This window comes from Actinomyces sp. oral taxon 849 str. F0330 (assembly GCF_000239715.1).
Lineage (GTDB): Bacteria > Actinomycetota > Actinomycetes > Actinomycetales > Actinomycetaceae > Actinomyces > Actinomyces johnsonii.
Map to the genome: position 1 here is coordinate 514,180 of NZ_JH470348.1, position 13,485 is coordinate 527,664.

8 protein-coding genes and 2 pseudogenes are annotated in these 13,485 nt (G+C 65.5%); 6 read left to right on the plus strand and 4 right to left on the minus strand.

The window, feature by feature from the left end; genetic code table 11:
- The first annotated feature begins 212 nt into the window (after positions 1-212).
- From HMPREF0975_RS15375 to HMPREF0975_RS02070, 3 genes and pseudogenes are all read left to right on the plus strand, one after another.
- Complete coding sequence (locus HMPREF0975_RS15375) at positions 213-2,567, plus strand: tetratricopeptide repeat protein (protein ID WP_009232453.1); 2,355 nt, start codon at positions 213-215, stop codon at positions 2,565-2,567.
- A 202-nt stretch (positions 2,568-2,769) separates the two neighbouring features.
- Positions 2,770-6,618: a multifunctional oxoglutarate decarboxylase/oxoglutarate dehydrogenase thiamine pyrophosphate-binding subunit/dihydrolipoyllysine-residue succinyltransferase subunit gene (locus tag HMPREF0975_RS02065; RefSeq protein WP_009232454.1), complete on the plus strand. Its 3,849-nt coding sequence runs from the start codon at positions 2,770-2,772 to the stop codon at positions 6,616-6,618.
- A 122-nt stretch (positions 6,619-6,740) separates the two neighbouring features.
- A pseudogene (locus HMPREF0975_RS02070) lies at positions 6,741-7,335 on the plus strand (GDSL-type esterase/lipase family protein).
- 21 nt (positions 7,336-7,356) lie between these two features.
- On the opposite strand, the gene HMPREF0975_RS02075 reads toward HMPREF0975_RS02070, so the two are convergent.
- From HMPREF0975_RS02075 to HMPREF0975_RS02085, 4 genes are all read right to left on the minus strand, one after another.
- Entirely contained in the window at positions 7,357-8,088 is a 732-nt protein-coding gene (locus tag HMPREF0975_RS02075) for a YczE/YyaS/YitT family protein (protein ID WP_009232456.1), read from the minus strand.
- 302 nt (positions 8,089-8,390) lie between these two features.
- Positions 8,391-8,465 carry a 50S ribosomal protein bL37 gene (locus HMPREF0975_RS17260; RefSeq protein ID WP_370538935.1) on the minus strand — a complete coding sequence of 25 codons (75 nt, stop codon included), beginning with the start codon at positions 8,463-8,465 and terminating at the stop codon, positions 8,391-8,393.
- Between the two features lie 184 nt (positions 8,466-8,649).
- On the minus strand, positions 8,650-9,096 hold the full coding sequence (gene rsrA, locus HMPREF0975_RS02080; RefSeq protein WP_009232458.1) for a mycothiol system anti-sigma-R factor: 447 nt from the start codon (positions 9,094-9,096) through the stop codon (positions 8,650-8,652).
- Positions 9,093-9,761, minus strand: coding sequence for a sigma-70 family RNA polymerase sigma factor (locus HMPREF0975_RS02085; protein ID WP_009232459.1), 669 nt, complete (start codon positions 9,759-9,761; stop codon positions 9,093-9,095). The genes rsrA and HMPREF0975_RS02085 overlap by 4 nt, the downstream gene beginning before the upstream one ends.
- A 359-nt stretch (positions 9,762-10,120) precedes the next feature.
- On the opposite strand from HMPREF0975_RS02085, the gene HMPREF0975_RS02090 reads away from it, so the two are divergent.
- The 3 genes and pseudogenes from HMPREF0975_RS02090 to HMPREF0975_RS14565 all read left to right on the plus strand — a co-directional run.
- Positions 10,121-10,621 (plus strand): DoxX family membrane protein, encoded by a 501-nt coding sequence (locus HMPREF0975_RS02090; RefSeq protein ID WP_009232460.1) that lies wholly within the window; start codon positions 10,121-10,123, stop codon positions 10,619-10,621.
- A gap of 141 nt (positions 10,622-10,762) precedes the next feature.
- A complete protein-coding gene (locus tag HMPREF0975_RS02095) occupies positions 10,763-13,039 on the plus strand; it encodes an NADP-dependent isocitrate dehydrogenase (protein WP_009232461.1) in 2,277 nt (758 codons plus the stop codon).
- Positions 13,036-13,485 (plus strand): annotated as a pseudogene (locus tag HMPREF0975_RS14565) (3-phosphoshikimate 1-carboxyvinyltransferase); the annotation flags it as partial. The gene HMPREF0975_RS02095 and the pseudogene HMPREF0975_RS14565, both read left to right, overlap by 4 nt.

The following is a 13,485-nucleotide window of genomic DNA, read 5'->3' on the forward strand; positions in this document are numbered from 1 at the left end:
GGGCCACTCCCCCATGTGGAGTGCGGCGTGGGCGCCGGAGGCGGACGAGTCAGGGTGGGGGTGGTCAGAGGCGGGCGAGGAGGCGCGGTGCGTGCGGGTGCGGCACCTGCGGGCCCGGCGGAAAGCCGATCGCATAGTGACCGAACGGTACCACGACACTCATCAAGCCACAGAACTTTCTCATTTCGAATTTCACATGTTATGATTTGAAAATGCTCGACATTAAGTCACTTTTTAACTGCGCAGATAAAGAAACACATGTACTCCACCCCGCCGACTCGCCGTCATTCAACTGGACCAAAGCTACAACCTCAACACTTATCGTCCTGATTGCACTTGTTGTTCTATCCACTATTATAACTAACAGAATTGAAGCAAAAGGAACACCCTCAACTATTATTTATTCTTTATTCTTACTAATTGGGGCCGCTACGGGATACACTATCAAGCAGACATATGACACATTCACCAAAGAGCGAAATGAGTTTAATTCAATCAAAAACGACCTTCAAAATCATGCAAGCAGGTTAGGTGATATCGGCTCCATCAAAGCAGCCGCTGAACTAGATAGAGAAACACGCCCTCAGCACCAATTCCCGATTGGAAAATCTCAGCGAGAGATTGCCGAAGCAAAGATAATTGCAAGCCTAAATACTACACCTTCTTTGACGCTGATTGTAGGACCGTATCGAAGCTCAAAAAATGCACTAGTCTCTCACGTTCTAACTGACATAATAAAACAGAGCAATCAAGATAACATCCCTTTGTGGTACCCTGGCAGTAGCAGCGTAGTTCGAGAAGTCCAAGAAAGAAAGCTACGACCCAGACATGACAGCAGCAATAAATACAGCATCATATTTCTCGAGCACCTTGACCGCTTTATGTCAGATCCGAACTTATTTCATTGGGGAATACTGCGACAATGGGTCGACAATGGCTGCAGCATAATTGCAACCATAGAGAATCCTGAGTTCGAAAAGTATCGGACAGAAATTGGAAGTAAGACCCCGAACTCCTTGCTCTCACAGGGGTGGGATTTAATCAATAGATTCACTTTAATTGACCTAAATGACATTTTGAACGAGGAGATCTCACTTTCGCGTACAGACATTGCAAAATTAAAGAATGAAATCGAATACGAGTGGAGGCAGTCTAGCTGGCTAGCTGCACTTCTGCGATCCGCAGCAAACTGGAGATACGTTGGACTAGGTCCCGCACCAAGGGAACAACTTGAAGCACTGGCCATTTCGTGCACTGACCTGACAAATGATGACAATCCAAGCAATTTTGTGCCAGATTGGGATAATATATGGAAAGAAGCCACAAGTTCAACAAGGGGACCCTACCCTCTCATCACCCAGGTCGGGTTTGGAGAATGGCAGATTTTCGACTCTGTATTCGAGGTGATTTCCGAACCCACGATCGACGAAGAAACGGGCCTTCAAAGACCCCTTGCAGAGCCTTCTCTTGGAACGTTAATGAAGATGACCTACATCCCGGGAATGACAACATCTCATTTAATATCTATCGCCTGGGCGATGCGTATGGGAAGCCACTACGATGAAGCTACTTCGCTGTTCGAACTAATTGCTAATCGCTACCCAGAAGATCCGCTAGCAATTAGCGAACATGCGTGTTTTAAGGCCGCCCTCCCTTACGCAGACAGAAAAGAAGTCGCAGATTTGTTCAATAAAGCTTACCGCGACAACACAGATAATGCTCGATTCCTAAGGGAGTACGCAAGTTTTCTTCGAGACAACAAGGTCAGTAAAGAAGACTTCGAGCTCGCTAATAAAATTTCCGAAGAGTCTCATGCACTGAACACCAACGACTGGCGAGACAACCTCGAATTCGCCTTCTTCCTTGAAAGCAATTTTAAGCACTCCTGCGGCGAATACACACAAATAGAAAATCTATACATAAAGGCATTGAGCAATGCTGAAGATAGTCTTTCCCGCGTGACTGTCGCTGTGCCTTACGCAGTTTTTTTATGCATAAAGTTAAATAGAGTCAAGGAAGCAACTAAGTTATTCAACGAGACCGTGAACGAAGTCGCTACAGATAGTGACTCGCTATCACTCCTACGCTACCCTCTAGCGCTACTCAAATATGCTGATAAGCAGACTGAAGCGCAATCTGCGTTCGACGTGCTTCAGCGGCGTTTTGCAGATATTGCTACTTTATTTATTTGGACGTCATTAGGTTCATTAAGGATTCCACCTGACGACAGGCTTGAAGACATTCACACCTTCTTAAAGTTGAGCCTACCTCGCAATGACGAAAACTTGGCGCGCAGCATATGTAATTTTATATTGTTCGCATATTCACATAAATATCGACTTGAGTCCGGGCGAGCACTAAAGTCCGCGTTATGCGACACAACTCACTCTGAATACTTTCTGGGTGACGACAGTGACGACAGATGGAACAATCCATTCAAATGGAACTTAGCACACCTATTGTCGGACAGCGATCCTCGTCGAGAACTGCTCGAGGCAGTGGCTCAGGCGCTCGGAAACGGCGATACGTCCCGGCTCGAAGCGTTCGAGGAGTGGCGAGACCTGTAGGTCATCGTGATCGGGATGGCCGGGCCGGGGCCGCGAGCGCGTCACGGCCGGGACACGCATGTGTCTTTGGTCCCGCATTTGCTCGCCTGAGACGCCTTTCACCTCCTAGGATGTTCTACGGACACCGCCGTTCCTCCCCGGGTCCCGCCGAGGTTCCCAGCGCCGGGACGGCAGACTGACGAGTTCACCGAGGAGACCCGACGTGCCCACGCAGGACCAGACCAGCACAGGCTTCGGTGCCAACGAGTGGATGGTGGAGGAGATGCGGGCCGCCTGGTCGGCGGACCCCTCCTCCGTGAGCCCCCAGTGGCGAGAGCTCTTCGAGACCGATCCGAGTGCCGGCCTGCGGCGACCGAGTTCCACCTCCTCGAACGGCTTCGCCAACGGTTCTGCGTCGTCGGCCCTCGGGGAGCCGCGCCGGGCCACCATCACGACTCAGGCCGCCTCCCCCCAACGCCGCTCCTCCGCGGTCCAGGACGTCACCCGCTCCGACCTTCCCCCGGCCCCGCCGTCGGACACCGCTCCCCCGACCTCCCCCTACGCCCAGCGCCTGGCCGCCCACCCCGCCCACGATCTGGAGGGCGACGGCTGTGAGGACAGCTCCGTCCGTCTCAAGGGCGCGGCCGCCCGCACCGCCAAGAACATGGACGATTCCCTGTCCATGCCCACGGCCACTTCTGCCCGGGCCATCCCCGCCAAGGTCCTCATCGAAAACCGCGCCGTCATCAACAGCCACCTGGCCCGTACCCGCGGCGGCAAGGTCTCCTTCACCCATCTCATCGGCTGGGCGGTGGTCGAGTCCCTGTCCGAGATGCCCTCGATGAACGTCTCCTACGGGGTTGACGAGGCCGGCAAGCCGGTCCTGAACGAGCCCGCCCACGTGGCCTTCGGCCTGGCCATCGACGTGCCCGGCGCCGACGGGCAGCGCCGCCTGCTGGTGCCCTCCATCAAGCAGGCCGACCTCATGGACCTGTCCCGGTTCGTGGAGGCCTATGAGGGCCTCGTGGCCAAGGCCCGCAACAACAAGCTGGACCTCGACGACTTCCGCGGCACCACCGTGACTCTGACCAACCCCGGCATGATCGGCACCCTGCACTCGGTGCCGCGCCTTATGCCCGGCCAGGGGCTCATCGTGGGGGTGGGAAGCATGGACTACCCGGCGGCCTTCGCCGGCGCCAGCCCCGACACCCTGGCCCGCCAGGGCATCGGCAAGGTCGTCACCCTGACCTCCACCTATGACCACCGCGTCATCCAGGGCGCCGCCTCGGGCGAGTTCCTGCGCCTGGTGGAGCGCAAGCTCCTGGGGCTGGACGGATTCTGGAGCCGGGCCTTCGAGTCCCTGCGCATCCCCCTCGAGCCGGTCGAGTGGGTGCGCGACACCACCTACGACCCCGAGTTGGAGACCGGCAAGCCGGCGCGCGTGGCCGAGCTCATCCACGCCTTCCGTCAGCGCGGTCACCTGGCCGCCGACAACGACCCGCTCACCTACCGCCTGCGCCGCCACCCCGATCTGGACATCACCTCCTACGGGCTGAGCCTGTGGGACCTGGACCGATCCTTCCCCACCCGGGGCCTGGGCGGGCGAGACCGGGCCACCCTGCGCGAGATCCTCAAGATGCTGCGCGACGCCTACTGCCGCACCGTGGGCGTGGAGTACATGCACATCCAAGACCCAGCCCAGCGCACCTGGTGGCAGGAGCGCCTCGAACGAGACTGGGAGGACATCGGCGGCGACGAGCGCCGTCGGATCCTCACCAAGTTGGAGCAGGCCGAGGCCTTCGAGACCTTCCTGCAGACCAAGTACGTGGGTCAGAAGCGCTTCAGCCTCGAGGGCGGGGAGTCCCTCATCGTGGCCCTGGACCGTCTACTCGACGCCGCCGCCCACGACGGCCTCGACGAGGTCGTCATCGGCATGGCCCACCGCGGCCGGCTCAACGTGCTCACCAACATCGCCGGCAAGTCCTACGCCCAGGTCTTCGACGAGTTCGAGGGCAACGGCGTCATCGAGGGCGCCGGTACCGGGGACGTCAAGTACCACCTGGGCACCGTGGGCGTCTTCTCCGGGACCGACGGCGTGACCACCCGCGTCTCCCTGGCCGCCAACCCCTCCCACCTGGAGACGGTCGACGGCGTCGTCGAGGGGATCGTGCGCGCCAAGCAGGACCGCATCGGCCTGGGCGAGAAGGGCTACACGGTCATGCCGGTCCTCGTCCACGGCGACGCGGCCTTCGCCGGTCAGGGCGTGGTCTACGAGACCCTCAACATGAGCCAGCTGCCCGCCTACCGCACCGGCGGTACCGTCCACATCATCGTCAACAACCAGATCGGCTTCACCACCGGCTCGGCCTCGGCCCGTTCCACCATCTACGCCACCGACCTGGCCAAGGGCCTGCAGGTGCCGATCTTCCACGTTAACGCCGACGACCCCGAGACGGTGGCCCGCACCGCCCGCCACGCCTACGAGTACCGACGCACCTTCCACAAGGACGTCATCATCGACCTCATCTGCTACCGGCGCCGCGGGCACAACGAGGGCGACGACCCCTCGATGACCCAGCCACTCATGTACCGGCTCATCGACTCCCTGGACTCCACCCGCGGGGTCTACACCGCCGCTCTCGTCGGGCGTGGCGACATCACCCCGGAGGAGGCCCGCGAGATCGCCGAGAACTACCAGGGCGAGCTGGAGCGGATCTTCACCGAGGCCCGCATCCAGATCACCGGGGACGGAAAGGGCTCCAGGGGCCCCGGGGAGGCTGCCGCCTCGGGGGCCGCCGCCCAGGACCTGTCCGACCCCACGAAGGTCGGCGTTCCCCTGTCCTCCCTGGAGGTCCCCTCCTCCCAGCAGGCGGGCAGCGGCATGATGCTCGGCTGGACCTCAGCGGTGGCGCGCGACGTCGTCGAGCGCATCGGGGACGCCCAGGTCGCCTGGCCGGACTCCTTCACCGTCCACCCCAAGCTCCAGGCCATGCTCGCCAAGCGCTGCGAGGCCACGCGCGAGGGCGGCATCGACTGGGGCCTGGGCGAGCTCATCGCCCTGGGGAGCCTGCTCATGGAGGGCGTGCCGATCCGCATCGCCGGTGAGGACGCCCGACGCGCTACCTTCGCCCAGCGCCACGCGGTCCTGCACGACCACGCCTCCGGCCAGGAGTGGACGCCGTTGAGCTTCCTCACCCCGGACCAGGCGCCCCTGGAGATCTACGACTCCCTGCTCAGTGAGTACGCCGCCCTGGCCTTCGAGTACGGCTACTCGGTGGAGCGGCCCGAGGGGCTGACGATGTGGGAGGCCCAGTTCGGAGACTTCGCCAACGGCGCCCAGTCCGTCATCGACGAGTACGTCACCTCCGCCGCCCAGAAGTGGGGGCAGCGCTCCGGCCTGGTCATGCTGCTGCCCCACGGCCAGGAGGGGCAGGGCCCGGACCATTCCTCGGGGCGCATCGAGCGCTACCTGCAGATGTGCGCCCAGGACAACATGCTGGTGGCCCAGCCTTCCACGCCCGCCAGCTACTTCCACCTGTTGCGCGAGCACACCTACCGCCGCCCGCGCCGCCCGCTCATCGTCTTCACCCCCAAGCAGCTGCTGCGTCTGAAGGCCGCCTGCTCGCCGGTGGAGGACTTCACCTCCGGCACCTTCCAGCCCGTCATTGGCGAGGTCGACGACGCCGTGCTGGCCGCGGCGCAGGATCGGGGCGTGGACCGGGTGCTGCTGTGCTCGGGGCGCGTCTACTACGACCTGGCGGCCCACCGTGCCAAGACCGGGGATACGGGCACCGCCATTGTCCGCCTCGAGCAGCTCTACCCGTTGGAGACCGAGGCCATCGCCGAAGCGCTGGCGCCCTTCAGCGGGGCTGAGCTGGTGTGGGTGCAGGACGAGCCGGCCAACCAGGGCATGTGGCCCCACCTGGCGCTTCACCTGCCCGCGGATCTGACCGGCGGCGTCCTACCCACACTGGTCTCCCGCCCCGAGGCCGCCGCCCCGGCCGTGGGAACCGCCGGCGTCCATCGCGCCCAACAGGAGGAGATCCTTCGCCGGGCCTTCGCCCGCGACTGAGAACAGGCTGATTGTTCCCCGTTCGTCCCCGGTCAACCCCGCCGAAATGCCGTCAGCCTCCCGCAATACCGCGCAAGGTCACGATAATGTCAAGACAGCATGAGGGATGAGGAGGCGCTGCCATGCGTGAAACGAGGCTGAGCTTCATCGGCGACGAGCTGGTGGCCGGTCATGGTGACGGACGCGCCCTGGGATGGACGGGCCGGGTCATGGCCCGCACGCCTCGGGACGCCGACATCCTGTGGACCTCCCTGGCGGTTCCCGGTGAGACGACCGCTCAGATGTCCGACCGCGTGGGGGCCCGAGGTGGCCCGCCGCTCCACTCACACCGGTATCAACCGGCTCGTGGTGGGACTGGGCGTGGCCGACGTGCTCGCCGGCATTTCCTACGCCCGCTCCCGCCTGGCCCTGGCCAACATTCTCGACACGGCAGCCTCAGACCACCGCGAGTGCTTCGTCGTCGGGCCTCCTCCCCTGCCCGAAGCCGATCCCGATGCCACCGCCCAGCTCTCCCAGGCAGCCGAGGAGGTGTGCCTGCGCCGCAACGTGCCCTACGTGGACGCCTTCGAGCCGCTGCGCAACCACGAGCAGTGGACGGCCGACGTCGCGGCCGCAGGCGGAATGCACCCGGGCCAGGCTGGCTATGGTCTGCTGGCCTGGCTGGTGCTGCACCGCGGCTGGTACGAGTGGCTCGGCGTCGAGCGCCCCGAGGCCTGAGGCGCCGACAACCCCACCAAGTCAGGCCGGCGCTGGGGAGCCTTCGTTAGACGTCGTGGATGCGGCGAAGATGTCGCCGCTGATCCCCACCAGGCGGTTGGAGATGGTCTTGTTGAAGAAGCCGACGATGGGGCCGATGAAGAAGCCCATGATGACCGTGCCCAGGGCGATGATGCCTAGTGAGAGGTCGAACCTGATGAGAATGAGGGCCAGCAAGATCGTGATGATGTCCTGAACCAGCCGGTAGGCGCGGTAGCTGTAGCGCGGAAAGTGGCGCCTGAGCGACGGCGCGATTCCGTCGTAGGGACACTGGCCCAGGTCGCAGGTGATGTACATGGAAACTCCCAGGCAGAACAGCGGCAGCCCGATCGCCAGGTGGAGGAGCATGCTGCCCACGGAGTACTCGACGTGGAAGAAGCTGCGGTAGATCGGACGGAAGTAGTCCACGAGGACACCCACGATCGTGAAATTGACGACCGTCCCCAACCCGAAGATGGACCGGTCGAAGGGGAAGACGAGGATCAGCATGATGATGTTGACGATCGGGACGATCGCGGCGAAGGAGATCCCTGAGACGTGGGAGATGCCCTGGAGGAAGGCGGTGAAAGGGTCGACGCCGCTCTTGCCCTCCAAGCAGATCGCAATCCCGACGGCCGTAATCACCTCTCCCAGAAAGCATGCGAGGATGCGCCGCAGAAGAGAGTTGTCGGAAAGTGTCCACTGGTCTTTTGCTGTCAGGTTCCTCAGGTTCATGTCACACCGCCGTCGTTGAAGAGGAGCCGGCAAGGCTATGCCGATGAGACACCACCGGTTCCCCAGAGAGGAGCCGAACAATGCTCCTCACCACGAACACAGGCCGTATTTCGTGGCTCGCATCTCAGCGTCTCATCACCGTCAAGGCCTTAGGGCCCAGGGACCCGTGACGAACCGGAACTGACCAGGCCGGTTCCAAACCGGCCGCACGACAGTTCATGAACGACGTCGGCCGGTCACCGCGGTGGTGACCGGCCGACGTGTTATGTCTTCAGGGCGTTGCGCTCGGCGCGCTACCCGGCTCAGGCGTTGGGGCGCTTGCCGTGGTTGGCGCTGGACTTCGCACGTGCACGACGCTTACGACCGCGCTTGCTCATGACTGCCTCCTCGTGTCTGGACTTGCCCCACGAGGGGGCACGGAACGCCGCCGATTGTCGCACAAGGCGAGTTGGCCCGGCCAGTCTCATGCCATGCATTCACCGGTGAAGGCGACCACACGCCGCTGCGGGCGACTCGGCACCGGCCACGAACGGATAGAACCGGACCTCGGGACGAAACGTCTCAGTCGCCCTCCACGCGAATGGTTCGTGAGGACTCGACGCGGGACTCCACGACGCGCACGACCCGCCCGGAGGAGGTCGTCGTCGCAGACCGGGTCGTCGACGTCGTCGTCACACTCACCTCGGTGGCCCGCAGCGTCGACAGGCGACCCAGAACCCGGGCGCGCAGCTCGGGAGGGGCCTGCTCGGCGCAGCGCGAACGCAGGATCTCGCGCAGGTGGGTCTCGGCGTCGGCGATGCGCGAGCAGTACGGGCAAGCGGCCACGTGCTGGGCGAGGCGCTCGGTGAGGTCGGCGGTGCACTCCCGGTCGAGGAAGGCCTCCAGGTGGGCGCGGGCCTCGGCGCAGGAGCAGTCCCGGGTTCCGGTCGCCGTCTCGGCCGTCTTGGGAGCCTTGGCGGACTCAGCGCTCTTCTCGCCGCTCGCTCCCGGTTCCATGTGATCGCTCATTTCTCCTCCTCCCCGTAGCCGTACTCGCGGGCGTAGTCGGCCAGCAGTTCGCGCAGCTGGCGGCGTCCCCGGTGCAGTCTGGACATGACGGTCCCGATCGGCGTGTCCATGATCTCGGCGATCTCCTTGTAGGAGAAGCCCTCCACGTCCGCCAGGTAGACGGCCAGGCGCCGGTCCTCGGTGAGCTGGCCCAGGGCCTCCTTGATGTCGGAGTCCGGCAGGGCGTCCAGGGCGAGGTTCTCGGCGCTGGGCAGCCCCACCGAGTCGTGGGAGGCGGCCCGGTGTAGTTGCCAGTCCTCGACGGCGTCCGCGTCGGACTGGAGCGGCTCGCGCTGCTTCTTGCGGTAGGAGTTGATGAAGGTGTTGGTCAGGATCCGGTAGAGCCAGGCCTTGAGGTTGGTGCCGGGCCGGTACTGGTGGAATGAGCCGAAGGCCTTGGCGTAGGCGTCCTGCACGAGGTCCTCGGCGTCCGCCCGGTTGCGGGTCATGCGCAGGGCGGCGCCGTAGAGCTGGTCCAGGTAGGGCAGGGCCTCGGCCTCGAAGCGGGCGGCCCGGGCCGCCTCGTCTTCGTCGGCCGGGGCCCGGTCGAGGCCGTCGGCGGAGTCGTCCGGGTCGATCACCTCAGCCAAGGCGATCTCGTCTGCGTGGTCGTCGATGTCCGTCATCGCCCACGAGCCTAGCCCGAGCCGGGTCTCCCGGGCGTCATCGGGACCCAGGGGGCTGGTTATAGTGCCGGACCGGGCCGGAGCGGGAGCGGGGTGGCCCGGCCGGCTGACCATCCGGATCGTTGCGGGGCCGCCGGGTCCACCGAGCCGGTCGTCGCGCCCGCGCGGGCCGCTCGTCGGGGAGCACCGGCGACGAGCGGTCCTGCTCGACGTCGGCGCGGTCGGCTGCTGAGTGCTCATGTCCTGAGCAACAGGGCGGTGCCCCGGATTCATTCCCCGTCCGCGCTCAGCGAGGCGCGCACCACGTTCGAGCTGCGATATCGCTGGCCCGAGCCGCTCGCGTACGCCAGGATGGAGGCATGAACATTCTGCGCTCCTTCGCCCGCCCGATGCTCGCTGCACCCTTCATCGTCGATGGGCTCGACGCCCTCGTGCGCCCCTCGCGCCACGTGGAGAAGTTCGAGAAGGTCGCCCCCACCCTGGAGCGCGCCGGGCTGCCGCCGGTGCTCGCCTCCGACGCCCGTCTGCTCACCCGCGCCTCGGGTGCCGTCAGCCTCCTGGCCGGGCTGGGGCTGGCCGCCGGCCGGGCCCCCCGCACGAACGCCACGATCCTGGCGGCGCTCAATGTTCCGCTCACGGTCGTCAACAACCCCGTGTGGGCGGTCAAAGGGACCAAGGCCCGCAAGGAGGCGCTCTCGGGCCTGCTGCGCGGGGCCGCCGTGGGCGCCGGGCTCGCGCTGGCCACCGTCGACCGCCAGGGCAAGCCATCCCTGGCGTGGCGGATGCGCAACTCCCGGCAGCAGCGCGAGGCGATCCAGGCCGCTCGGGAGACGGTCCGCCAGCGCTACGTGACCGCCTGAGGCTCTCCTCCGGGGCCAGAGCCGATTCTCGCCCCGACTCCGACATCGCCGTCACCTGGACGTCACAGGTGACGGCTAGCCTCGACTTGTCCACTCCACCCCACCATGCGCAGACACGTCATCGACACGCAGGGAGCACTCATGACCGTCCCGTCCGCCCGTCCGGCCCAGGCAAACCAGTCGCCCCAGTCAGAACGGGCCGTGCAGCCCGATGTCATCTACACCTGGACCGACGAGGCGCCAATGCTGGCGACCCACTCCTTCCTGCCGATCGTGCGGGGCTTCGCACAGCGGGCGGGTGTGAGCGTGGGCACCGCGGACATCTCGCTGGCGGGTCGCATCCTGGCCGCCTTCTCCCTGGCCGACGACGACCTGGCCCGCCTGGGCGAGCTCACCCAGTCTCCTACGGCCACGATCATCAAGCTGCCCAACATCTCCGCCTCTCTGCCCCAGCTCAAGGCCGCCATTGCAGAACTGCAGGCCCTGGGCTACGAGGTCCCGGACTACCCCGACTCCCCCGGCACGCCCGCTGAGCGGGAGGCGCGCGCCGCCTACGACGCCGTCAAGGGCAGTGCCGTCAACCCCATCCTGCGCGAGGGCAATTCCGACCGGCGCGCCCCGGCGGCCGTCAAGGCCTACGCCCGCTCCCACCCGCACTCGATGGGGGCCTGGTCGCCCGAGTCACGCACACGCGTGGCCACGATGGGGGCCGGCGACTTCCGGCACAACGAGCGCAGCGTCGTCGTCCCCGAGGCCGGCACCCTGCAGATCCGGCTGCGCCCGGCGGACAGCGGGGCTCCCGTCATCCTGCGGGAGTCTTTGCCGGTGAGCGCCGGTGAGGTCGTGGACGCCACCTTCATGAGCGCCGTCGCCCTGGACAAGTTCCTCACCCGGCAGGTGGCCGCGGCCAAGGATGAGGACCTGCTGCTGTCGGTGCACCTGAAGGCCACGATGATGAAGGTCTCCGACCCGATCATCTTCGGCCACGCGGTGCGCGCCGCCCTGCCGGGCGTCTTCTCCACCTACGGGCAGGTACTGGCCGAGGCCGGCCTGCGCGCCGAGGACGGGCTGGCCTCGATCCTGACAGGACTGGAGGATCTGGCCCAGGGAGAGGAGATCCGTACCGCCATCGAAGCCGAGCTCGCGGCCGGACCGCGCCTGTCCATGGTGGACTCCGACCGCGGCATCACGAACCTGCACGTGCCCAGCGACGTCATCATCGATGCCTCCATGCCTGCCATGATCCGGGCCGGCGGCCACCTGTGGGGGCCGGACGGCAAGACCGCGGACACGATCGCCGTCATCCCGGACTCCTCCTACGCCGGGGTCTACCAGGCCGTCATCGAGGACTGCCGCACCCACGGGGCCCTGGACCCGGCCACCATGGGCTCGGTGCCCAACGTGGGTCTCATGGCCCGCAAGGCCGAGGAGTACGGCAGCCACGACAAGACCTTCCTCATCCCGGCCGACGGCACCGTGGAGGTCGTCGCGGTCGAGGGCGCGGGCGCCGAGCCCGGTGCGGTGCTGCTGTCCCACGAGGTGGCCGCCGGCGATATCTGGCGGGCCTGCACCACCCAGGACGCCCCCATTCGCGACTGGGTGCACCTGGCGGTCACGCGGGCCCGGGCCACCGGCGCCCCGGCTGTGTTCTGGCTGGACCCCGAGCGCGGCCACGACGCCGTCCTCATCGACCTGGTTCGCCGCTACCTGGCCGATGAGGACACCGAGGGCCTGGACATCCGCGTCCTGGACCCGGTGGCGGCCACGCGCCTGTCCCTGGAGCGCGCCCGCCGCGGAGAGGACACGATCTCGGTAACCGGCAACGTCCTGCGCGACTACAACACGGACCTCTTCCCCATCCTGGAGGTGGGCACGAGCGCCAAGATGCTCTCGGTGGTTCCGCTGATGAACGGCGGCGGCCTGTACGAGACCGGGGCCGGGGGTTCGGCCCCCAAGCACGTGCGCCAGCTGCTCGAGGAGGACTACCTGCGCTGGGACTCCCTGGGCGAGTTCCTGGCCCTGGCCGAGGCCTTCCACCACGTGGCCCAGGTCAGTGGCAACGAGCGCGCCGAGGTCCTGGCCGACGCCCTGGAGGCCGCCACGGCCCGGCTGCTGGAGGAGAACCGCTCGCCGGCGCGCCGCCTGGGGCAGATCGACAACCGCGGCTCGCACGCCTGGCTGGCCCTGTACTGGGCCGGTGAGCTGGCCGCGCAGAAGATCAGCCCGGAGCTCGCCGCCGTCTTCGACCCGATCGCCCAGCAGCTCGAGGCCTTCAACGACACGATCCAAGCCGAGCTGCTGGCCGTCCAGGGCTCACCGGTGGACATCGGCGGCTACTACCGTCCCGATGAGACCCTGACCGACGCCGTCATGCGCCCATCGACAACCCTCAACGCCGTCATCGAGGCGCTGTCATGACTGACCGCCCCGGCGCCGGCTCGGACGGCTCGAACGAACCGTGGCGGGCGCCGGTGGCGGCGGGGGCGCTGGACGCCGTCGTGGAGCTGCCAGGGTCGAAGTCGCTGAGTGCACGGGCTCTGCTGCTGGCCGCCGTCGCCGACGCGCCGACGACGCTCACCGGACTCCTGCGCTCGCGCGACACCGAGCTCATGCTCGCCGCCCTAAGCGCACTCGGTGCCCGCTTCGAGAACCTCGACGAGACCGGCACGCGCCTGCGCGTCACGCCGGCCCCCCTGCCGCTGCACGTGCAGACCGGATCCGACGGCGTCGGACGCATCGACGTCGGCCTGGCCGGGACCGTCATGCGCTTCGTTCCCGCTCTGGCCGCGCTGGCCGACGCCCCGGTCGTCTTCGACGGGGACGAGGCCGCCCGGTGCCGCCCCATGGCGCCTCTGCTCGACGCG